Source organism: Caulobacter endophyticus, assembly GCF_029543245.1.
GTDB classification, from domain to species: Bacteria; Pseudomonadota; Alphaproteobacteria; order Caulobacterales; family Caulobacteraceae; genus Caulobacter; species Caulobacter endophyticus_A.
Window position 1 is genome coordinate 153,084 of record NZ_JARQWV010000008.1, and the last position, 21,743, is coordinate 174,826.

24 protein-coding genes and 1 pseudogene are annotated in these 21,743 nt (G+C 69.3%); 11 read left to right on the forward strand and 14 right to left on the reverse strand.

Annotated features, from left to right (window positions below):
• Positions 1–98: 98 nt before the first annotated feature.
• A pseudogene (locus P7A99_RS09860) lies at positions 99–554 on the forward strand (c-type cytochrome); the annotation flags it as partial.
• A gap of 16 nt (positions 555–570) precedes the next feature.
• On the opposite strand, the gene P7A99_RS09865 reads toward P7A99_RS09860, so the two are convergent.
• From P7A99_RS09865 to P7A99_RS09875, 3 genes are read right to left on the reverse strand one after another with little or no spacing between them, the layout of a single operon-like run.
• Positions 571–1,281 (reverse strand): cytochrome b, encoded by a 711-nt coding sequence (locus tag P7A99_RS09865; protein WP_277793712.1) that lies wholly within the window; start codon positions 1,279–1,281, stop codon positions 571–573.
• Positions 1,278–2,003 (reverse strand): cytochrome c oxidase assembly protein, encoded by a 726-nt coding sequence (locus tag P7A99_RS09870; protein WP_277793713.1) that lies wholly within the window; start codon positions 2,001–2,003, stop codon positions 1,278–1,280. Before P7A99_RS09870 ends, P7A99_RS09865 begins: the two co-directional genes overlap by 4 nt.
• A gap of 60 nt (positions 2,004–2,063) precedes the next feature.
• Positions 2,064–2,642 (reverse strand): helix-turn-helix transcriptional regulator, encoded by a 579-nt coding sequence (locus P7A99_RS09875; RefSeq protein ID WP_277793714.1) that lies wholly within the window; start codon positions 2,640–2,642, stop codon positions 2,064–2,066.
• A gap of 337 nt (positions 2,643–2,979) precedes the next feature.
• On the opposite strand from P7A99_RS09875, the gene P7A99_RS09880 reads away from it, so the two are divergent.
• The 10 genes from P7A99_RS09880 (at position 2,980) to P7A99_RS09925 (ending at position 11,684) form a co-directional block, all read left to right on the forward strand.
• Entirely contained in the window at positions 2,980–3,651 is a 672-nt protein-coding gene (locus tag P7A99_RS09880) for a hypothetical protein (protein ID WP_277793715.1), read from the forward strand.
• A gap of 115 nt (positions 3,652–3,766) precedes the next feature.
• Complete coding sequence (locus P7A99_RS09885) at positions 3,767–4,354, forward strand: hypothetical protein (RefSeq protein ID WP_277793716.1); 588 nt, start codon at positions 3,767–3,769, stop codon at positions 4,352–4,354.
• A 25-nt stretch (positions 4,355–4,379) separates the two neighbouring features.
• The gene (locus P7A99_RS09890; protein ID WP_277793717.1) at positions 4,380–4,943 is read left to right on the forward strand and encodes a hypothetical protein; all 564 of its coding nucleotides are present in this window, start codon (positions 4,380–4,382) and stop codon (positions 4,941–4,943) included.
• A 16-nt stretch (positions 4,944–4,959) separates the two neighbouring features.
• A complete protein-coding gene (locus P7A99_RS09895; protein WP_277793718.1) occupies positions 4,960–5,547 on the forward strand; it encodes a hypothetical protein in 588 nt (195 codons plus the stop codon).
• Between the two features lie 3 nt (positions 5,548–5,550).
• Positions 5,551–6,117: a hypothetical protein gene (locus P7A99_RS09900; protein WP_277793719.1), complete on the forward strand. Its 567-nt coding sequence runs from the start codon at positions 5,551–5,553 to the stop codon at positions 6,115–6,117.
• A gap of 13 nt (positions 6,118–6,130) precedes the next feature.
• On the forward strand, positions 6,131–6,745 hold the full coding sequence (locus tag P7A99_RS09905) for a hypothetical protein (protein WP_277793720.1): 615 nt from the start codon (positions 6,131–6,133) through the stop codon (positions 6,743–6,745).
• Complete coding sequence (locus P7A99_RS09910; protein ID WP_277793721.1) at positions 6,742–7,317, forward strand: hypothetical protein; 576 nt, start codon at positions 6,742–6,744, stop codon at positions 7,315–7,317. Before P7A99_RS09905 ends, P7A99_RS09910 begins: the two co-directional genes overlap by 4 nt.
• 39 nt (positions 7,318–7,356) lie before the next feature.
• Positions 7,357–8,166, forward strand: a complete 810-nt coding sequence (locus P7A99_RS09915) for a fimbrial biogenesis chaperone (RefSeq protein WP_277793722.1) — start codon at positions 7,357–7,359, stop codon at positions 8,164–8,166.
• On the forward strand, positions 8,132–10,687 hold the full coding sequence (locus tag P7A99_RS09920; RefSeq protein ID WP_277793723.1) for a fimbrial biogenesis outer membrane usher protein: 2,556 nt from the start codon (positions 8,132–8,134) through the stop codon (positions 10,685–10,687). The genes P7A99_RS09915 and P7A99_RS09920 overlap by 35 nt, the downstream gene beginning before the upstream one ends.
• 1 nt (position 10,688) lies before the next feature.
• Positions 10,689–11,684: a hypothetical protein gene (locus tag P7A99_RS09925; protein ID WP_277793724.1), complete on the forward strand. Its 996-nt coding sequence runs from the start codon at positions 10,689–10,691 to the stop codon at positions 11,682–11,684.
• Between the two features lie 94 nt (positions 11,685–11,778).
• Here the strand turns inward: P7A99_RS09925 and P7A99_RS09930 are convergent, their stop codons facing one another.
• From P7A99_RS09930 to P7A99_RS09980, 11 genes are all read right to left on the reverse strand, one after another.
• Entirely contained in the window at positions 11,779–12,183 is a 405-nt protein-coding gene (locus tag P7A99_RS09930; RefSeq protein WP_277793725.1) for a hypothetical protein, read from the reverse strand.
• Positions 12,184–12,669: 486 nt separating this feature from the next.
• Positions 12,670–13,296: a helix-turn-helix transcriptional regulator gene (locus P7A99_RS09935; RefSeq protein WP_101713267.1), complete on the reverse strand. Its 627-nt coding sequence runs from the start codon at positions 13,294–13,296 to the stop codon at positions 12,670–12,672.
• A 288-nt stretch (positions 13,297–13,584) separates the two neighbouring features.
• On the reverse strand, positions 13,585–14,091 hold the full coding sequence (locus P7A99_RS09940) for an A24 family peptidase (RefSeq protein ID WP_277793726.1): 507 nt from the start codon (positions 14,089–14,091) through the stop codon (positions 13,585–13,587).
• Between the two features lie 21 nt (positions 14,092–14,112).
• Entirely contained in the window at positions 14,113–14,628 is a 516-nt protein-coding gene (locus P7A99_RS09945) for a tetratricopeptide repeat protein (RefSeq protein ID WP_277793727.1), read from the reverse strand.
• A 2-nt stretch (positions 14,629–14,630) separates the two neighbouring features.
• Positions 14,631–15,590 carry a type II secretion system F family protein gene (locus P7A99_RS09950; protein WP_277793728.1) on the reverse strand — a complete coding sequence of 320 codons (960 nt, stop codon included), beginning with the start codon at positions 15,588–15,590 and terminating at the stop codon, positions 14,631–14,633.
• A gap of 9 nt (positions 15,591–15,599) precedes the next feature.
• Entirely contained in the window at positions 15,600–16,595 is a 996-nt protein-coding gene (locus tag P7A99_RS09955) for a type II secretion system F family protein (RefSeq protein WP_277793729.1), read from the reverse strand.
• A gap of 4 nt (positions 16,596–16,599) precedes the next feature.
• Entirely contained in the window at positions 16,600–17,946 is a 1,347-nt protein-coding gene (locus tag P7A99_RS09960; protein ID WP_277793730.1) for a CpaF family protein, read from the reverse strand.
• 3 nt (positions 17,947–17,949) lie between these two features.
• Positions 17,950–19,167, reverse strand: coding sequence for an AAA family ATPase (locus P7A99_RS09965; protein ID WP_277793731.1), 1,218 nt, complete (start codon positions 19,165–19,167; stop codon positions 17,950–17,952).
• Positions 19,164–19,757: a TadE/TadG family type IV pilus assembly protein gene (locus P7A99_RS09970; RefSeq protein ID WP_277793732.1), complete on the reverse strand. Its 594-nt coding sequence runs from the start codon at positions 19,755–19,757 to the stop codon at positions 19,164–19,166. Before P7A99_RS09970 ends, P7A99_RS09965 begins: the two co-directional genes overlap by 4 nt.
• A complete protein-coding gene (locus P7A99_RS09975; protein WP_277793733.1) occupies positions 19,754–20,266 on the reverse strand; it encodes a TadE/TadG family type IV pilus assembly protein in 513 nt (170 codons plus the stop codon). Before P7A99_RS09975 ends, P7A99_RS09970 begins: the two co-directional genes overlap by 4 nt.
• Positions 20,259–21,743: a TadE/TadG family type IV pilus assembly protein gene (locus tag P7A99_RS09980; protein WP_277793734.1), complete on the reverse strand. Its 1,485-nt coding sequence runs from the start codon at positions 21,741–21,743 to the stop codon at positions 20,259–20,261. The genes P7A99_RS09975 and P7A99_RS09980 overlap by 8 nt, the downstream gene beginning before the upstream one ends.

Genomic DNA, 21,743 nt, shown 5'->3' on the forward strand with positions numbered 1-21,743 from the left:
TTGCTTTCTCCCTCCTGGCGCTCGCCGCGCTCGCCGCCTGCGATCGCGCGCAAACGCGCACCGATGCGCTGCTCAGCGCAGACGGGCGAACCATCGCCATGAGCGGCGGTGCGGGCGGCGCTGCGCATGCCTGCTTTTCCTGTCATGGGCTGGACGGCGAGGGCGACGGCGTCTCAGTTCCGCGCCTGGCTGGTCTCGACGCCGGCTATCTGCAGAAGCAGATGGAGGACTACGCCTCGGGCATCCGGCCCGACAAGGTGATGGGGCCGGTCGCAAAGCCGCTGGACGACGACGCCCGCCGCGCCGTCGCCGCCTACTACGCGGCCTTGCCGGTCAAGGCGACCGGCGGTGCGGCTGCGCCGCCGCCTGCGCTCTGGACGGCCGGCGATCCCGCCCGCGACGTCGCCCCCTGCGCCGCCTGCCATGGCCGCGAGGGGCAGGGCGTGGGTTCGGGGCAGCCCGCCCTGGCCGGCCAGCCCGCCGCCTATACGATCGACCAGTTCGACCGCTGGAAGCGCGCGGTGCGCCGCAACGATGCGCGCGGCGTGATGACCGCGATCGCCGGCAAGCTCACCGAAAGCGAAGTCGCCGCCTTAGCGGCCTGGTTAGAGACGCGACCCGCTTCTCCAAGGCCCGCCAGCGGCGCTGCCAGCGCGTCCGCCGTCGAGGCCGCTGCGGCAGGATCGGCAGCATCCCGTGAAGGACGTCGTCGCGATCGATGAGGTGGTGCTTCAGCGCGGCTCCCACATGGATGGGGATCATGGCCAGCAGGCTGAAAGCCAGGCCCCAGTGCAGCCACTCGGCGATCGTCTCGATGGTCCAGCGCGTCGCGTTCGACAGCTCGCCAAACGGCAGCAGCGGCCAGGGGGCGAGGGTCAGCAGGGTGAGCTCGGTTTCCCGCGCGGTGGCCGAGACCATGGCCCAGCCGCTGAGCGGCAGTCCGAACAGGCAGGTGTAGAAGACGTAGTGGGTGACGTGCGCGGCCGTGCTTTCCCAGCCGGGCTTGTCGGCGTCGTTGATGACCGCCGGCGCGAACAGCCGCCAGCCGACCCGGCCCAGCACCAGGACCAGCATCAGCACGCCGACCAGGTAGTGGACCTCATAGGCGCCCGCCATCTGCGCGCCGGGGGCGGCGCGGCCCATCCATAAGCCCCAGCCCAGTTGGAACATCACCAGTGCGGCCATGGTCCAGTGGAACAGGATCGCCACCGGCGAATAGCGGCCCTGGTCGGCATGACCGGCCGCCCATTCGAAGGCGTTCTCTATCAGCCGGTCGATCATGCGGCGGCTGGCCTCGTCGCCTTGCGCAGCCGCCCGCCCAGCAAGGCCAGGGCGGCCAGGAGGTAGATGGCGGACGCCGGGATCCACATGACAAGTCCCGCCAATTGCTGGTCGTCCAGCGGCGACAGGCCCCAGGCGGCGGTGGTCAGGGCGTGCGGCGCGTAGATCGCGCGCGGCAGGAACGTCAGCAATGCGCCCAAAAGGCCCATCTGCACCGTGGTCGCCAGCAATGCGGCCACAGCGGCGGGAGCCGGAGCCGCGCGCACCGCTCGCCAGAAGCAAAGGGCGACGGCCGCGAGGCTGGCCTGCATCAGCCAATAGACGCCGTCGTTCGACAGCGCGGCCTCATAGGCGACGGGTGCGTGCCATGCCCAGAACACAGCCGCGAATGCGAGCGTGAAAAGCGCGAGACCGTTGCGGCGGGGGGCGGGCAGGGCCCAGGCCAGCAAGGGGGCGAGCGCCCCGCTCAGCAGGACGTGATGCACCGTGCGGGCTGTGAACAGCGCCGAACTGAGGGCGCACAGGGGAGAGACGAAGACGAGCGCCAGGACCACGATCGCCGCCGTCGCCGGCGTCCGGCGGGCGGGGAGGGCGATCCACAGCGTTCCAGCCAGTACGGCCAGCGCCGCCAGCAGGACGGGGTCGAGGTTCCACCGCATCCAGAGATCATCCGGCGCGGGGCCCTTTCCGCAGTATGGAATCCAGACGTCTCGCCCGGCCATGCGCCCTCCAGAAACTCCAGGGGGACAACACGGCAGGGACGCCGGACGTTCCGGCGGGGGTCAGGCGATGATCTTGACCATGGTGGCCAGGATCTCCTCCTTCGAGCGCACGCCCATCTTGCCGTGGATGTGCTTGATATGGGTGCGGACCGTCAGGATCGACACGCCCTTCAGCTCGGCGATCCGGTCGGCGCTGTGGCCCGCGATGATCTCGGCCAGGATCCGGGCTTCCATGATGCTCAGGCCGAACAGGGCCTCGAGGCGGGGCAGGTGGGCGGGGGCGTCGAAGTCCTTCAGCACGATGACGATGGCGCGATCGTCAGCGTCCTCCACGACCCGCATGCGCAGCAGGAAGCGACGGTCCTGGTCCTCATTCTCGATGAACTGGCAGACCTCGTGGCCGGCCAGGGCCTCGGCCATCCGTTCCATCAGGAACTGATGCGTGCGGCGGTCGGCGCCGCCGATCTTGCCGCCGCGGTCGACCAGCGGGCTGGGGCCCGACAGCATGGCGGCCGCGGCGCGCGAGCGCCAGAGCACCGTGGCGGTCTGGTCGATGACGATGCGAGCGACTTGGTCTTCGTCGAGGCAGAAGCGCACGGCGCTCGCGTCGATGATGGTGGCGGCTTGGGTACCGTCCATTCCTTTCCCTCCCTGGCCGGCCTTTGACCGGCTGGACCCCGCTTCTTTGGCCGGGTCGACTTGTTCCTTACTTAAAGCCAACTAGGGATGGGTTATCCACAACCTGGGATTAAATCGGATGTCGTAGCGTCAGTTTGACGCAATCCATGTTGAGAATGCCTATCACCAAGAACTAAGTCACCCATTTGTATTACTAGGTGTGGGTTAGATGTCCGTATTTTATTCAAATTCTCCTGGTGGGTGAAACTGTACTAGCTACCCAAGGTGGGGGATTTCAGGTCCTCGGTTCTCTGCAATCGTTCATTAAGAACTTGTTAAGAGAAACGGGGTCTGGGACATGGCTGGCAAGCAACTGACGCTTCCTCGCGCCGTGCGCACCCAGCGCAAGCCGTCCTATAGGGACTGGATACTTGGCGGGAGCTTGCTGGCGGGAGTTATCCTCGCGGCCAGCGTGACGGAGAGCCGGGCGCAGGTCACCGCCTACGCCGGCGGTTCGCCTCCGAACATCGTTCTGTCCATTCCGGTGACGGCTTCCGTGGGCGGACGCTGCGGCTTCTCCCCCGGCGCCGCGCCGAGCGGCAGCAAGGACGTGGGCGAGGTCAACAACGCCTTCACGGCGGACTTCCCCTTCACCTTGCAATGCACGGTGCCTTTCCGGGCGGCGGTGATTTCGGCCAACGGCGGGCTGCTGGCGTCCGGGGTTACTCCGGCCGTCGGCTACACCAACCTGGCGCCCTATCTGGTCGATCTGAACCTGGTCGGAGACAGCGGCGTCGGCACGGCCAGCGCCACCTGCGACACCAGCGACCTCAAGACCACCTCGGGCGCGACCTGCGGCTTCAAGGGGCCGGCCTCGGCCTCGCAGGGCCTGCGCCTTAACGGCTCGTCCTACGACGTGGGCGGCTCGTACGTGCGGGTTCATCGCGCCGCCTACGCCGGCGCCCAGATCCTGGCCGCGGCCAACACCTATTCGGACTCGCTCACGGTGACGCTCAGCGTCTCGCCGTGACCCGCCTTCCGGGCCCGCTCCCCCGGCGGATCCGGCGTCTTTCAGGGGGAGGGGGTGCAAGCCCCGGAACAAGCAGAAGTCGGCCGGGCCGACGCAAGACTTTGGGAGTGAAGAGATGAAGAAGACGATCCTTCTCGGCGCCGCCGCCCTGCTGGGCCTGGCGATCGCCCCGGCCGCCATGGCCCAGACGGTCACCGGCACGGTCAACGTCACCGGCAGCGTCGCCGCCAAGTGCGTCGTCATCACCGGCGGCAGCGGCGGCACGTTCTCGGGCTCGATCCCGCTGGGCGAACTGGCCCAGGCCGACGGCACCCTGTCGACCACCCTGTCGGGCTCGACCAACGCCAGCCCCGGCGGCTCCACCCAGTTCCGCGTGAACTGCAACACCGCCGCCCCCAAGGTGACGCTGAGCTCGACCCGCCTGTCGCTGACCCCCAGCGCCGCCGCCCCGACCGGCTATACCGGCGACATCGACTACACCGCCGCCCTGGATGCGGCCCTGTCGAACAGCACGACCCAGACGGTCAGCTACGTGACCGCCGCGGCCCTGCCGGCCGCCACCGTCCAGAGCCTGTCGAGCAGCCTGGCCAACAGCGCCGGCAACCTGACGGTCAAGGCCTACGCCCTGAACACCGCTTCGGGCGCGCTGCTGATGGCCGGCAACTACCAAAGCACGATCTCGATCACGATCGAGCCCTCGTGACCGGACGAGAAAGGGAGGAAGCGCCATGCGTAGCACCTTTCTCCTGACCGTCGCCGCGGCGAGCCTCGCGCTCGCCGCCGCCTCGGGGCAGGCCCAGGCACAAAGCGTGACCGGCACGGTGCAGGTCAACGGCACGGTGGCCAATCGCTGCCTGTTCGTGACCAACAACGTGGTCCTGGATCTGGGCGAGCTGTCGCTGCAGACCGGCGACGTCTCGGCCATCGGGCGGCTCGACGCTCCCAAGCTGACCAGCCGCACGGCCACGCTGAACGGTTGGTGCAACGGGGTGTCGGCGACCATGGCCGTCGAGGCCCAGCCGATCTTCAACACCAGCTTCACCAGCGCGGCCCCGACCGGGTTCGAGCGTCGGGTCGACTACACCGCCACCGCCACGGCTTCGCCCGCCGGCGGCTCGGTGTCGGCCTCCGACAGCACGCTGGCGTCCGGCGCGGGCCCGGCCAGCACCACGGGCCTCTTCGCCAGCGACATCGTCGTCAGCTTCGCCAACGCGGCCACGCCGGCCGGCGGGCGCCTCGTCTCCGGGTCCTATTCGGGTTCGGTGGCGGTGACTTTGGCTCCGGCCACCTGAGGGGAGAAAGGTCGTCATGATCCTGCACCGAACCTGCCTTGTCGGACTCGCGGCGACCGCTCTTCTCGCCCCGCTGGCCGGCGCGACTGGCGCCTGGGCCCAGGACCCCGTCCAGGGAGCCGTCGGTCTCGACGCCCAGGTCGCCCAGGTCTGCGTGCTGGGCGCGCCCAGCCCCGGATCCTTGGCGCTGGGCCAGATTTCCGAAGGATCCGGCGCGCGGGTCGGGCGGCTGGCGACCATCGCCAACCAGTCCATCCAGCTGCCCGGCACCTTCTGCAACTACGCCGGCGCGGCCCTGGCCATCTCGGCCTCGCCGCTGGCGGTGACCGGAACCACGACCCAGCCGGGCTTCGTCGGATCGGTGGACTACACCTGCACGATCAGCGCCTGGGGCGCGACGTCGGCCACGGTCCGCACCGCCGCAGGCAGCACCTCGGGCGTGGGCTCGTCCTCGACCAGCAGCGCACCGAAGGAAACGGACCTGACCCTGGTGGTCTCCGACTTCGCCACGGCGACCGACGCCCAGCTGCAGCCGGGCGCGTACCTCGCGCTCGTCACCATCACCCTCGGGCCCGACGCGGGCCTGGCCGCCTCGGGGAGCTGAACCATGCGGCGCGCTCTTCTTCTCATCGCCCTGGCCCCGCTGGCGCTGGCCGGCGCCGCCTCGGCCCAGACCTACGGACCGTCCGACAGCGTCGGGCCGATCCAGATCACGGCCACCGTGCCCAACAACATCTGCACGATCGGCGACCTCAGCGACGGCGACAACCTGTTCGACGTCGGAGTGATGATCGACACCACCACGGGCCTGCTGCTGCCGAACCTGGCCGCGCCGCCGAAGGTGCTGACCGGCACGCAGTGCGGCGCGCCCAGCCAGCTGACCATCGCCGCCACCCAGATGACGGCCCAGGCCTTCCTGACCGCGCCGCCCTCGGGCTTCTCGCGCGCGGTCGACTACACGGCCACGGCCTCGGGGTGGACCCCGGTCGACGCCAGCTTCTCGACGGGGGCGGCCGCCAACGCCGGCGCTTCCCAGACCCGCGACAGCGGCGGCTCGGGCCAGATCACCATCAGCCTGTCGAACTTCGCCACGTCCGGCGGACCCAGCCTGCGGCCGGTCGCCGACGACACCTACCAGGGGGCGATCGTCGTCACCCTGGCGGCGGCGAGCTGAGGGGGAGGGCGCCATGACCAGAACCAACCGCTTCAAGGCCGCCGTCCTCGCCGGGGCCTCGGCCGTCACCCTGCTGCTGCTGGGCCAGATGGCTCGCGCGCAGGATACCGACAACACCCGTGACTTCGTCGTGCGGGGACAGGTGCCGAAGGTCTGCACCATCGCCTCGCCGACCATCGGCGCGGGCCAGGTCGTCAACTTCCTCAGCCTGACCGGCGGCACGCTGCAGGTCGATCAGCTGACCGATCCCGTCACCCTGTCGACCCGCGCGGCCTCGGCCCAGGTGAACTTCGCGGCGGTGTGCAACTACGCCCACCAGATCGTGCTCGAGAGCCAGAACAACGGCCTGTGGCGCTCGGAGCTGGGCCTGACCCCGGCGCCGACCGGCTTCAGCGACGCGGTGCCCTACACCGCGACCCTGGCCTGGGGCCCGGTCAACAACCGCTTCGAGGCCGACGCCAGCGCCCGTCGCATCCGCGACAGCGCCCAGCTGGTCGACCAGCCGGTCGTCGGCGACGTGACCCTGCGGCTGGATATCCAGCCCGGCGCCACGAACCTCCAGACCAACGCCCCGCTGGTGTCCGGCGTCTACCGCGACACCCTGCGCCTGACGGTGGAACCCCAATGAAGACCGTCCTTCTCCTTGCCGCCGCCGCGACGCTGGGCGTCGCCGCCGCCGCTTCGGCCCAGACGCTTCCGACGGGCGACGAGGCCTCCAGCGAACTGCAGCTGATCGGCCAGGCGCCCAGCGCCTGCGTGCTGTCGCCGCCGGCCGCCGCCGCGGGCGCCAACACCAGCTTCGCCGCCCAGGGCGGCCAGGCCGGGGTGGTGCGCTTCACCCAGTTCGTCGACCCGCAGACCGCCCAGCCGCGCGACGCCTCGATCAGCCTGGCCTTCCCGGTGGTCTGCAACTCGGCCCACCGCCTGGTGGTGCGCACCGACGGCGCGGGCCTGAGCCGCGTCGGCGGCGCGGCGACCGCCCCGGGCTTCCGCGATCGTCTCGACTTCCAGCTGACGGCCGACTGGGCCGGAGCCAGCGCGTCGGGGACGAGCGCCACGACCACCCCGATCAACCTGGTCACCGCCAACGGCGCGGCCGGGCAGATGAACCTCGTCGTCGCCGTCACCGGCGGCGGCGCCCCGATGGTCGCCGGCGACTACGCCGGAACCCTGGTCGTCGAGCTCGAGGCCCAGAACTGAAACACGAAACGAACTGAATCCATGAGGAGCGGACACCGAATGACTCGTTCGAAAACCATCCGAGGGCGCTTGCTGGGGGCGGCGTGCGCCGGTCTCCTGGCGCTCGCGGGGCTGGCGGCGCAGGGGGCGCCGGGCCTGGGCGGGGGCGCCCTGGCCATGACCGTCCAGCCGGTCGTCATCGATCTCAAGCCGACCGGTCGGGGCATGTCCCAGATCGTCACGGTCCAGAACACCTTCGCCACCCCCTTGCCGGTCGAGCTGCGGGCCGAGGAGCTGTCCTTCGACGAGAAAGGCGCCCGTCCCAGCGACACGCCGAGCAACGACCTGCTGATCTTTCCGCCCCAGGCGGTGATCCAGCCGGGCGAGACGCAGTCGTTTCGCATCCAGTGGGTGGGCGATCCGGCCCTGACGCAGAGCAAGCACTACTACGTCACCGTCGCCCAGATGCCGGTGAAGCTGCCGGAGGGCCAGTCGGCCATCCAGATCCTCTACAACTTCCAGGTCCTGGCCAGCGTCGCGCCCTCGGGCGGCAAGCCGGCCCTGGCCCTGTCGAAGAGCGAGATCGGCGCGGACGCCGACGGCAAGCCCGTCCCGGTCGTCTACGTCGCCAACACGTCCAACACGCACGGATACCTGTCCCGCGGAAAGCTGAAGATCATCGAGAAGGACGCCTCGGGCAAGGCGGTCTTCCAACGGACCATTCCCGGTCCGGAGATCCAACAGACGATCGGCTTCGGCCTGATCGCCCCCGGCCAGACGCGGCGCATCGCCGTTCCCATCGAACTGCCCTTGACGGCGGCAGCAGGAGGCTCCCTTGAGGCCCAATTCTCGTCCGACGAAGGGCGCTAGGTCGCGCGCCTACCGCCGCTGGCTGATGGCGGGATGCCTGGCCGGCGCGGTTCCCTTCGCCGCCCCCTTGGCCGCCCTGGCCGAGCCCATTCCCTACGCCATGCTGGCCTCCACCCAGGAGCCGACCAGCGCGCCCTCGGCCGGCGCGGCCACCGCGGCCGACGCCCGCCGCCAGCTGAACCCCACGGGTCGCGACGTGACCCTGACGGTTCCGCTGAAGGACGGCGAGTTCTATGTCGGCGACATGCCGCTGGCGATCTCGGCCGACGGCCAGCTGTCGATGCCGTCCGACCGCCTGCTCAGCCTGGTCGCGCCGCTGCTCGACGCGCCCGCGGTCGGCGCGCTGCGCACGGCCCTGGCCGGACGCAGCGTGGTGTCGCCCGAGGTGGTCGCCTCGGCCGGCATGACCATGACCTACGACCCCCGGGCGCTCGAGCTGCGGATGAACATTCCGCCCGAGCTGAAGGTGGTGCGCAGCCTCCAGGTCACGCCGATGGACCGCATGGGCCTTGGCTCATACGTCGCCCCGGCCGGCTTCAGCGGCTATCTCAACATCCGCGGCTCGGTCGACTATGTGGAGCAGGGCTTCGACGAGGGTCTCGGTGATCCGACCTTCCTGCTCGACAGCGCCGTGCGCCTGAACGGCGTGGTGTTCGAGAACGAGGCCGTCTGGCAACCGGGCGGAATCGAGGACTTCCAGCGGCTGGGCACGCGCTTCGTCTATGACGACGTCAAGAACGTGCTGCGCTGGACCGCCGGCGACCTGCAGGCCGTCGGCCGCGGGTTCCAGTCCGCGCCCGACATGGCGGGGATCTCGATCTTCCGCTCCTACAGCGTGCTGCAGCCGCAGACGATCGCCCGCCCGCGTGGTCGCGAGAGCTTCACCCTGGCCCGGACCTCCGACGTCAGCGTGATCCTCAACAACCAGCTGACCCGGCGCATCCGCCTGGATCCCGGCCGCTACAACGTGCGCGACTTCCCGTTCGCCCAGGGCGCCAACGACGTGCGCCTGGTCATCGAGGACGACACCGGCCGCCGCGAGACGTTGCAGTTCAACGTCTTCTTCGACCGCTCGCAGCTGGATCCCGGGCTGTCGGAATTCGGCCTGTTCGCCGGCGTGAAAGCGCCGCTGCTGCTCGACGGCCCAGACTATACCGAGGAGTGGACGGTCAGCGGCTTCTACCGCCGCGGCATCACCGACCGCGTGACCCTGGGCGTCAACGGCCAGGCCGACGACACCACCGTGATGATGGGCGCCGAGGGCCTGTTCGGCACCAAGGTCGGTACGCTGGGAGTCGATTTTGCGCTGTCGCACATCGACACCTACGGCTCGGGCTATGCGGCCATCGTCAGCTTCCAGCGGCTGTTCCAGTTCGCCGGCGGCCGCGCCGACGCCCTGAACCTGTCGTTCGAGACCCGCAGCCGCGAGTTCGGGCCCGTGGGGACCTTCTTCCCCGACAATCGTTACAACTACGAGATCGGGGTCGGCTATTCGCACGCCTTCAGCGATGCGATCTACGCCAGCTTTGACGGTCGCTACTCCAGCGGCCGGGACGAGTATCCCGACGCCAGCGCCTATCGCCTGGGCATGGGCTACCGCCTGACCTCGAACCTCGCGGTCACCGCCAACGTCATGTACGACGACGTGCCCGGCCGCCGCGAGACCTCTGCTCTGATCTCGCTGTCCTGGCAGTTCTCGAACAATTCGAGCCTGCGGGCCGAGTACGACGGCCGCGAGGACCGGGCGCGGATCGCCTATCAGACGATCCACGGCCAGGGCGTGGGCTCCTACAACGCCTTCGCCGAGGTCTCGCGCTCGCCCGACGACTCCGCCTTCAACGGCAGCATCAACTACATCGCCAACCGGGCGGAGCTGGGCGTGTCGCACTTCCAGGCCTTCGATGGTCCCGACAACGGCCGCACCTCGCTGCGGGCCGGAACCTCGATCGGCTTCGCCGACGGCGCGGTTTCGGTGGGGCGGCCGGTCTACGACAGCTTCGCCATCGTCAAGGGCCACAAGAGCCTGAAGGGCGCCGACGTCGTCGTGAACCCGACCCCGTTCGGCTACACCTCGAACACGGGCGAGCTGGGCACGGCGCTGGAAACCAACCTGGCGGCCTATGCCGAGCGGACCATCACGGTCGACGCGCCCAACGCGCCGGCCGGTTACGATCTCGGTTCGGGCTCCTTCCGTCTCTTCCCGCCGTATCGCTCGGGTTATCGCCTGGAGGTCGGCTCGGACTACTCGATCACCGCCATCGGCCGGATGGTCGACGCGGAAGGCCAGCCCCTGTCGCTGGTCTCGGGCCGCGCGGTCGAGATGACGCCCGGATCCAAGAGCGAGCCGATCACCATTTTCACCAACCGCGTTGGCCGGTTCGGCGCCTCGGGCCTGCGGCCCGGTCGCTGGCGGCTCGAAATGGGGACGACGCCCCCGACGGTCTACTATCTCGACGTCCCGGCCAGCGCCGAGGGCTTCGTCAAGACCGACGACCTCAAGCCCAGCGCGTCGGGAGGCTGACATGAAACGCCGATCGCATTCCCTGTTTATCGGACTGGCCGCCGGCGTCGGCGGGGTCCTGCTGGTCTCGGGCGCGGCCCAGGCCCAGTGCGTGACCTTCGATCCCGTCGTGCTGTCGGGCACCTTCGATCCGTTCAACCCGACCGGCACGACGGTGCAGACCCTGGCCATCACCGCGCGACGCCCGCCGGCGGTGGGCGGCAAGAAGACGCAGGAGGTGAACTTCATCTACCTGCGCCGGCCCGACACGCCCTCGAGCCTGACCATCGTCCAGACCTCGACCGGCGGCCAGATCCTCGAGAACCCGCCGGGGCACGTGCTCGACCCCAACAACGTCAATCCCAACGAGGTCGAGCTGAACTTCGGCGGCGTCGGCCAGCCCGACGTGCAGACGTTCATGGTGACGATCACCGTGCCCAGCGGCGCCGACCTGCCGGCCGGCACGACCGACCTGTTCCTGGACCAGAAGTACTACTGCAAGCGCACCGGCGGCGCGGCCGACGAGCAGGGCGTCATTCCCAACTCGCTCGACATCCGCATCAACGTGCTCAGCGCCCTGCAGGCCAGCTTCGTCGGCCCGGCGCTGGACTTCGGCGAGATCGGTTCGCTGGCCACGGCCTCGCTGCCGTCGACGCCCAACTCGGTCAAGCAGCGCACCGGCAACGTGCGGGTGGCCAGCTCGGGGCCGTATTCGGTGGCCCTGACCTCGGCCAACCAGTTCCGGATGACCTATGCGGGCGGCAACCTGGCCACGACGAACCAGCGGATTCCATACCAGCTGGACTTCCTGGGCCAGTCCAAGACTACGGCCTCGCCGACCTTCAACACCGTCACCTGCGCCCGGGCCGGCCTGTCGGGCCAGTACCTGGCGGTGACGCCGACCCTGTTGGAAGGCGGGGCGGGCAAGGTCCCGTCGCCCAACTACCAGGACATCCTGACGGTCACCGTCACCCCCCTGGCCGTGCCGACGGCCACGACGCCCGTCGCCTGCATGTAACCTTCGGCCCAGCCTGAAAAAGCCCCGCCGGCGCGAGCCGACGGGGCTTTCTTTTTGCCGACCGCCCGGGGGGAAGGGCGGAGCAAAAACGGGGTCAGAGCGCGGTGATGTTCACCGACAGGTCGCCGACTTGGCCGGCGTCGGCGCCGGGATCCAGGCGCAGGCTGTGGCTCTGTGAGGCCGCGGTGCTCGAACGGCTGATCAGGGTGACGCCGGTCGGCGACAGCTGGATCTTCTGGCCGTCGACATAGACGGCCGCGTCGCTCAGGCCCTGGGCGTGCGTCAGGCGCACTTCGTAGCCCGAGGCGCTGTTGCAGAACTCGGTCATGCGGCCCAGGTCCGTAGGACCGGTGCTGGAGGCGGTGGCGGCGTCCAGGCTGACGCGGCAGATGACCGGCACGTGCCCTTCGAGACGAAGCTCGTAGCTGGCCGGCGCGGCGGAAGCGGTAGTGGCGGCCAGAGCGGTGAAGGCGGCGGCCAGGATCATCGGAAAGCGCATTGCAAACCCCAAGAGTGAGGATGATGGGAGGATCATCGTGAGGGAGGGTTAAGCAGAGCGCCCTAAAGCATGGTAAACGATTTGCATAGTAAGAATGACAGCATGTCGCACTTAAATATAGTCTATATCAAATGTCTAATTTGATTTGAATAGTGCATTCTTACTATGCGTGTTCGCGGCGCCCGTGAGGCGGGTCCGCGAAGCGAATTTCTGGGTTGTGTTAGCGAGGTTTGGCGCGCGCGTGCGCGATCGACCGGCGCCGGGTCAGGACGAGGGGGTGCTGATGTCCTGACCCGGCGCTCGGCGGGCGGGGCGCGCCGCCGAGGATCGTCGATGGCGTTGCGGACAGCCTCGGCGAGCCGGTCATTCGTCGCGGCGGTGACAAAACGGGGGGATTTGCCCTCGCGACCTGTAAATATTAACATATACAGATTGCGCTACAATAATTCAGCCTTACTAATCGTAAGAATAGATGCCTGATCTCTTCTATTCGAGGATGTCGGCTGAAGAGATGACCGAGACCAGTTCGGCCTGGCGGTGAACTCCGACCTTGACCATGGCTGACGCCATCTGCACGCGCAGGGTGTTGATGCTGACCTTGCGTTCGGCGGCGATCTCGGCCGGCTCGCGGCCCTGGGCCACGCGCGCGACGATCTCGGCTTCGGCCGGCGAGAAGTTGAACATCATCCGCGCACGCTCGGCGATGTGCGGAGAGGCGCGGCCGACTTCGCGGACGGTGACCAGGGCGCAGCGGAAGCCGCTGTCGTCGGTGCTGAAGGGCTCGATCAGGACCACCAGCGGCTTCTGGCTGCGCGAGCGGTGGATCAGCATGGCGCCGGAGCGGCCCTGGCGCACGGCCGCGGCGATGCGGTTGTGCAGCGCCTCGGACTCGAAGCCGTTCTCGGCCGTCAGCAGGCCGCCTTTCTCCGAGAGGCCGTCGCCGTGGGCGACATAGCTCCAGGCCAGGTCGTTGGCCGCGTAGACGCAGCCTTCGCTGTCGGCGACGATCACGCCGAAGTTCACCAGGTTGAGGATGGCGTTGGCGACATGCGACTCGAAGACGCCACGCTCGACTTCCGAATCCACCACCTCGATCATCTTGATCAGTCCCATGTGCGACGCCCCGTATGGATCGCCGCTGACGGTGGAAAAGGCCGGGTTTCAGTGCGATGAAACTCTTGATTGTACTGTTATCGCAATTGAAAACCGTGTTGCTTTATTCGTCTCGCCCGCGGCTGGTTTGATGATTTGATATTATTTCCAGCGGGCTCGCATACCCCCCATTGGGTAGTCGAAAAGACTAAAAGATCGAAGACAACGTTATCAAATTTGCACTAAAGGCGTGATTTTCTCCTGCTGCGCGACAAGCGCGTAAATACAGGAAAACGTCTCTTCTTGCTTTCAGAGCTGTAAGTGGGTCAGGCGCTGGCTGATCGCCAGCATTCCGGTCACCGCGCCCACGTGCAGGGCGCCGACCGCGATCGCCACGCCGTAGGGGATGCCCGCGCGGGTGCGGATCCAGCCGCCGAAGGCGCCGGCGTAGGGACGGGCGGCCATGGCCGCCAGGGCCAGGGCGCCACCGGCGATGGCCGTGGCGACCAGCAGCAGCAGCAGGTTCTCCATACCCGCGAACAGCGCCGCCACCGCCAGCAGCTTGACGTCGCCAGCGCCGATCAGCCGCCGCGCGAACATCGGCACGCCGGCCAGCAGAACCAGGCCGAAGGCGCTGAAGCTCGACAGCCAGTTGGGCGTCGACCAGGTCAGAAGCTGGGCGAAGACGAACAGCACGGCCAGCGCCGCGACGGTCCAGTTGGGGATCTTGCGGGTCCAGGCGTCCCAGCCGGCCGCGACGATGAACAGCGCCGCGTAGGCGACCGAGCCGGCCAGGCGAACGAAGTCTATTTCCATCGGAGGATCTCCACGCGGCCCTTAGGAGCCGCCGCCGGGCATGGGAACGACCTCGGCGGGCGGTCCGCCGGCCAGGGTCGTTTGCGGCTGCGCCAGGGCCTGAAGCACGCCGGCGGCCGGTTCGCGGCCCTGCAGGCGGGCCGAGTAGGCCATGTTGCCGAGCACGATCCGCGAGTGAGGGTCGACCGCCAGCGCGCGGGCGTAGTAGCGCTCGCTCAGATCGAAGCGGCCCAGCTTGTCGTAGACCACGCCCTGGCCGTTGAGCACCCGCACGTCGGTCGGGGCGCGTGTCGCGGCCAGTTGGAGCAGTTCCAGCGCCAGGGCGTAGTCGCGGTCCTTGATGGCCTGCGCGGCGCGGCCGTAGAGCCGGTCGACCGCCGCGGCGGGATCCGGCGGGGGCAGGGCGGCCAGGGCGCGGATCTCGGTCTGGGCGGGCTTGGGGCCCATGAAGGCGCCGGCCAGCTGCTTGAGCGTGGCGCAGCCCGACAGCGGGACGAGCAGGGCGCAGACGGCGGAAGCGACGAGGAGCTTGCGCATCTCTAGTGCCTCTTCATGGCGGGCATGAGGTTGTGGACGACGTCGAGGCCGGCCGGCAGCAGCAGGGCGGTGATGATCACCGGCAGGATGCAGGCCACCAGCGGGATGGTCAGCAGCACCGGGATCCGCATGGCCTTCTCCTCGCCCTTCAGGAACCGCCGCTCGCGCAGCTCTCCGGAATAGGAGCGCAGGGTCTGGGTGATGCTGGCGCCCAGGCTGTCGGTCTGGATCATCAGGGCGGCGAAGGCGCGCAGGGCGTCGACATTGACCCGGTCGGCCATGCGCCGCAGGGCGTCGGCTCGGCTGCGCCCGGCACGCAGTTCCTGGGAGACCTGGCTGAACTCGCGCGAGATCTCCGGATGCGAGGGCTTGATCTCCTGGCTGACGCGGATGAAGGCCGCGTCGACGCCCAGGCCCGCCTCGACGCAGACCACCATCAGGTCCAGCGCGTCGGGGAACTGGTGCTCGAGGCGTTCGCGTCGGCCCGAGGCCTTCAGGTCGACGAAGATCGCCGGGATCACCAAACCCAGGCCGCACAGCAGCAGGGCCCCGGCGATCAGCGGCAGGCCGACCACCGGCTTGGCCGACAGCTTCTGGGCCAGCAGCAGGATCGCCGGCAGGCCCACGGCGCTGATCACCCGCACCAGGAAGTAGCCTGGCACGGCGGCCGGGCCCTCGAAACCGGCCTCGGCCAGGGTACGGGCCAGGCCCGTGCGCTTCTCGGGGGTGTCGGCGCGAGGCGTGCGGGCCTGCAGCCAGCTCAGAAGCGGCGTCTTGGGCTTGGAGTCCTTGAGCAGCCCCCCGGCGGGGCCCGTGGCCAGGGCCGCACCGCCCGCCGCCCGCTCGCGCATCCGGCGCTTGAGGGCGGCGCCCGCGTCGACCTGGCGGAACACCAGCAGGGCCATGGCGCCCACCGCCAGGAAGACGGCGACCTGCAGCCCGACGGAAACGAGAAGGTCCATGGCGAGGCCTCAATACTTGAAGGTGACGATCCGGCGGATCATCAGCTGGCCGATGAGGTAGAGGACCACGACGCCGCCCACGACGGGCCAGAACGCCGGATCCGAGAACTTGGCAGTGTAGAATTCGGGGCGGAACACGCTGACCACGCCCACGCAGAACAGCGGCAGCAGGCTAAGGATCAGGGCCGACATCCGGCCTTCGCTCGACAGGGCGCGGATGCGCTTGGCCAGCGAGGCGCGGCCACGGATGACGCTGGCCAGGCCGTGCAGGATCTCGGCCAGGTTGCCGCCGGTCTCGCTCTGGATGGCGATGCTGACGGCGAAGAAGGCCACGTCCGGCGAGCCGGTGCGGCGGGCCAGGTTCGACAGGGCGTCGCGGAACTCGACGCCATAGGTGGTCTCGTCCAGAACCAAGCCGAACTCGGTGCCGATCGGGTCGGGCATCTCCTGGGTGACCAGGCCCACGGCCGAGATCACCGGATGGCCCGCGCGCAGGGCCCGGATCATCACGTCCAGGGCCAGGGGCAACTGTTCCTCCAGCTTGGCCAGGCGCGCGGCGTGGCGCTGGACGATCCACATCGCCGCCACGGCGCCGCTGACGGCGGTCGCGCCCACGGCGGTGACCAGCACCTGCGAGAACGGTGTCTCGACCGGCTGGCCGCGCAGGAACACCAGGGCCAACAGCCACAGGCCCGCCGCCACGGCCGCCACCACGCCCAGCACCTGCAGCGGACCGGCGGTCAGTCCGGCCTGGCGCAGGTAGAGCGTGGCCCGACCGTGCAGGGCGCCATAGGGCGTGCGGTCGATCCAGCTGCCGCGCGGATCGCGCACCAGCGACTCGTAGACCTTCTCCTGGCTCATGCCGCCGGCCATCAGGGTCAGGCGGCGATTGACCCGCTGGGTCTGCTCGCGAGCCGAGAGCAGCAGGCCGAAGATGGTCTGACCCGCCAGCACCGCGGCCACGAAGGCCAGCACCAGGGCCATGGGAAAGAGCAGTCCCTGCATGGCGTCACCCCGAGATCCGGCCAGGCGAGAAGAGATTGGAGGGCAGGTCCACGCCGCGGGCGTGCAGCACCTCCATGAACCGCGGGCGAACCCCCGTGGCCTCGTAGGTCCCGGCCACCTTGCCGTCGGTCGAGCGACCCGCGCGGCGGAAGCGGAAGATCTCCTGCATGCAGATGACGTCCTCCTCCATGCCGGTGATCTCCGACACCGACACGATGCGGCGGTGGCCGTCCTCCATCCGCTCGGCCTGCACCACCACGTGGATGGCCGAAGCGATCTGGCCGCGCACGGAGCGGGCGGGAATGTCCAGGCCCGCCATGCCGACCATCTGCTCCACCCGCGAGAGGGCGTCGCGCGGGGTGTTGGCGTGCACGGTGGTCATCGAGCCGTCGTGGCCGGTGTTCATGGCCTGCAGCATGTCGAAGGCCTCGCCTGAGCGGACTTCGCCGACGATGATGCGGTCGGGCCGCATGCGCAGGGCGTTGCGGACCAGTTCCCGTTGCTGCACCTCGCCCTGGCCCTCGATGTTGGCGGGGCGGGTCTCCAGGCGGCCGACGTGCGGCTGCTGGAGTTGCAGCTCAGCGGAGTCCTCGATGGTGATGATCCGCTCGCGCTCGTCGATATAGGCCGACATGGCGTTGAGCAGGGTGGTCTTGCCCGAGCCCGTGCCGCCCGAGATCAGCACGTTGCGCCGGGCCTGGACGACGGCCTCCAGCACCATGGCCATTTCCTGGGTGATGCTGCCCAGCTCGACCAGCCGGCTCATGGCCAGCGGCACGCGCGAGAACTTGCGGATCGAGACCAAGGGGCCGTCCACGGCCAGTGGCGGGATGATGGCGTTGACGCGGCTGCCGTCGGCCAGGCGCGCGTCGACCATCGGCTGGCTCTCGTCGATGCGGCGGCCGACAGCGGCGACGATCTTGTTGATGATCCGCACCAGGTGGCGGGTGTCCTGGAACCGCACGTTGGTGCGATGCAGGCGGCCCTGCCGCTCGACATAGACCATCTCGTGGGTGTTGATCAGGATGTCGGTGACGGTGTCGTCCTTCAGCAGCGGCTCGAGCGGGCCAAGGCCAAGGAGCTCGTCGAGGATCTCGTCGACCAACTGGTCGGTCTGGGCCGGGGTCAGCAGGCGCTTCTCGTCGGCCAGCAGACCGCTGACCGCGCCGCGGATCTCCTGGCGCAGGGTCTCGCGCGGGGTGCGGTCCAGCAGGCTGAGGTTCAGAAGGTCGATCAGCCGCTGATGCAGCCGCACCTTCAGTCCCAGGGCGTCGTCGATCGGCGCGGGCTGGGCGAAATCGGCGGCGGCGGCAAGGCTTTCGACCCGGCGGGTTTCTTCGCTCCAGAGCATGGCTTACCTCCCGACCTGGGCGAGGGCGACGGGCTGGGCGGGGACCAGGGTGTCGGCCAGGCGGCTGATCGCGGCCTCGAGCTTGCTGCCCCGGCGCACGGCGCTCAGCGCCAGGCCCTGGTTGATCGCTTGATGCATCAGCTTGCGGTCCTCAGGGACAACGAGGTCGAACGGCCGGCCGATGGCCTGCTCGGCGGCCTTCAGCGACAGGCCGCTGGCGCTGTCGGGCTCGACCTGGTTGCAGACCAGGGTCACCGGCACGTCGTCCAGCCGCTGGGCAGTCAGCATGTGCAGCTGGCGGCGGGCCAGATGCACGTGCGGCACCGACAGGTGGGTCACCAGCACGATCCGCTGCGACTGCCGCAACAGGCGGTTGGTCCAGGCGGTCCAGACCGTGGGCAGGTCCACCAGGGTGGTCTCGAAGTCGCGGCGCAGGGCGGCCATCAGGCCGTCGACCACGGCGGGGCTGAGGGCCTCGACCGGCATCATCTCCTGCGGTGCGCCCAGCACGGCGACGCCGCTGCGGTGGGTGGGCAGGGACGTGGCGAAGGGCATTTCCTCTACCGCGCCGCCGGCGGCCAGCACCTGGCCGATCGTCACCGCGTCGCCGACGTCGAGATAGAGCGCCGCGGCGCCCATCTGCACGTCCAGGTCGGCCAGGCAGACGCCGGCCGAGCCGGTGCGTCCGGCTAGCATCACCGCCGTCTGGGCGGCCAGCGAGGTGGCGCCGACGCCGCCGCCGGCCTTCAGCACGCTGATGATCTCGCCGCTGCGCTTGTGGGCCCGGCCGGTGTCGAGCCGGCAGAAGATCCGCTCCAGGGCGATGGCCAGGGTGGTGTCGCTGACCGGGGCCGGCAGCACGTCGGCCGCGCCCTGGTGCAGCAGGCGGCGGGTGGCCTCGATGTCGGCGCCGCGCATGGCCACCAGCACCTCGAAGCGTCCGGCGCTGGAGGCGATCCGCGAGGTCATGCGCTCCAGCTCGGCGGGATCGCCGGCGTCCACGCCGACGATCAGCAGGTCGAAGGCGTGGGCGGCCCGCTCGGGCCAGGCGCAGTCTAGCAGCCGGAAGGTGACCGCCGGGAACATCCCCGACAGCATCGCCACCGGCGGATCCGCGCCCAGGCCCGCGCCGCACAGGCCCACGCGCCAGGCTGTCGGGCGTTGGCTGGACGGGGGTGGCGGCGCAACCGTCTTGGGGCGGCCGAAATGGAGCAGGCTCATGACAGGCTCTCTCCGCTGAGTGTCGACGTCATGGTCGGCAGGTTGAAGGGCGCGACGCCGAAGATCTGCAGCGCCACGCTCTGGAAGGTGAGGTTGGCGACGCTGACGCTGACCAGCGGCTCCATGTCGGGGGCGTAGGGGTTGCCCACCTTGCCGATGCCGACATGGCGATAGGTGATGGTCACGTCCGCGGCCGTGATGTCGGGCTGGTAGGCCTGCATCTTGTTGAGGACGGCCGTGAAGGTGGTGTTGTCGAAGCCCGGCGAGCCGCCGCTGCCCTGCGTCTGGGTGCAGGTCGTGTTCGAGCCGGTGCAGCTGAAGGCCATGTCGGGCACGGTGCCGCCGCCGCCATAGGTGGCGGTGCCGTCGTAGCCAGCCATGTAGGTCGAGACCATCGGGCTGACGACGGCCAGGCGCGCGCCCTCGCGGGTGGCGGTCTTTGCGGTGTTGATGGTCCAGCCCAGCCGGCCCATGTCGATCACCGCCAACAGCATGACGATGAAGGCGAAGCACACCAGGCCGAACTCGGTCGCCGTGGCGGCGCTTTCGTCGCGGACCAGCCGCGATGCGGTGGTGCGGAGCCGGGTCATTCTGTCCACGCCTGTTGAGAGCTGACCGTGAACGAGGTGAGGGTGATGCCGGTCAGCGGGCCGAAGGATTCGATGTAGGGCGGCGTCGCGGCGACCTGCACGCGGGGCGCGCCGGTCATGCCGTCGTAGCGGCCCGAATAGGTCCCGCCGGCGTTGCTGACGCAGGTGACGGTGACCGTCACCGTGGCGTTGCTGGTCCAGGTCGCGATCAGCGGCGAGCCCGAGCCGTCCTTGGTGCCGGTGCGGGTCAGGTTCTGGACGTTGGTGACGTCGCCGGCGTTGGTCAGGCCCGCGCAAGTCATCGGCAGGCGGGCGGCGTAGCGGGCGGCGTCGCGCACCGACGAGACGGCGATGTGATAGTTCCAGAACAGCCGTCCCGCGCCGACGAAGGCGAAGCACAGCAGCACCATGAACGGCAGCACCAGGGCGAACTCCACCGCCGCCGAGCCTTCGCGCCCGGCCCAGAGCCGTTCAGCCAGCCGTCGGGCAAGGGGAGGGCGCTCAGTCATAGAGCCGCACCGAGTAGAGCATGGTCTCCGTGCCGACCGCCGACGTGTCGGTGGTCGAGCCGACGACCTCGCCATAGATCGAGTTGCTGACGGCCGGGCCGATCAGGAACAGGTCGACATAGGCGATGACGTGGACGGTGGAGCTGCCGTGGACGTTGTCGGCGTTGCAGTTGACGACCACGGCCGAGATCGTGCGGCGATCAGGCGTGGCCTGGGCGCCGGTCGTGTTGCACTGGGGGCGGGCGTAGTCGTGCGAGCCGCTGTTGGCGGTCTGGCCGTCGGAGAAGGCGCCGGCCGGGGTCGAGATCGTCCCGCTCAGCATGGCCAGCTCCCACTTGTAGACCTGGTAGCGCGTCGGGCTGGTGACGCCGGCCGCCGGAGCGGGGCCATAGGCGTTCCAGCCCGTGCCGGTGGAACCTGCGGGAACCTGCGGGATGTAGGTCGTCGGGTTGATGCCCGAGTGGTTGGTGGCGAAGTACTGCGCCTTGTTCCAGACCCCGCTGCCCACCACGCTCGACTGGTTGCAGTCGCGGGGCAGGCCCATGCCGCCGGCCACCGCCGCGCTGCTCGAGCAGCTGTTGCTGGGAACCGAGACGCTCGGGGTGCAGGAACTGTTGCCGGCGTTGGTCTTGGCCCCGACCAGGGTGTTCATCGCGGGTCGGAACAGCGGGTCGTTCTTCAGCCCGCTGGCCGAGGACTTGTAGATGTCGAAGCGGACGTTGAAGTAGTCGTCGGCCGAGGCGATGTTGCCGGTCTGGGTCTGCACCACGGAGCCGAAGCACTCGGTCAGCGGCGGATAGCGGCCCATGGCGTTCTTGACGTCGGCCGCGCCCGATCCCACCGACAGGAAGCCGAAGTTCCCCGGCCCCCAGGCGCCGTTGCCGCCTGGGGGCGGGGTCAGGACGAAGTTCTTGCCGATATAGGTGTCGCCGTCGAACACCAGGCTGGTCGCCTCGTTCGGGTTGCAGATCATCAGCGGCGGCACCTTGCAGATCGCCGTGCCGTAGCCGGCCACCGCGCGGGCGGTGGCGTTGAAGCCGGCGACGCCGGTCAGGGCGCCGAACACCAGGCCGCGAGAGCGCGGCGCCAGGTTGATGCGGATGAACTTGGCGGTGGCGTCGGTGGTGGCGGTGACGTCCGGGTCGCGGCTGGACAGGAAGGTGATGTCGCTGGCCGCGACGGCCACGTTGCTTTCGAAAGTGTCGCCCAGGGCCTGGCGGTTGCTGACCAGGCTGCCCATGGCCGCCGTCTGGGCCCGCCCCATGGCCCCGCTCATGCCGTCCAGCTGGCTGGCGCCGGCCAGGGCCGCGGCGTCCACCGCGTTCTCCAGTTCGGCCCGCAGGGCCAGGGCCCGGCTGACGTCGAAGGCCAGGCCCCCGATGGCGACCAGTCCGATCAGGGCCACCCCGGTGAGGGTGGCCACCGTGCCGGAGCGATCCTGGACGAAGCGACGAAGAAGGCGAGGGGCGCGCGACAT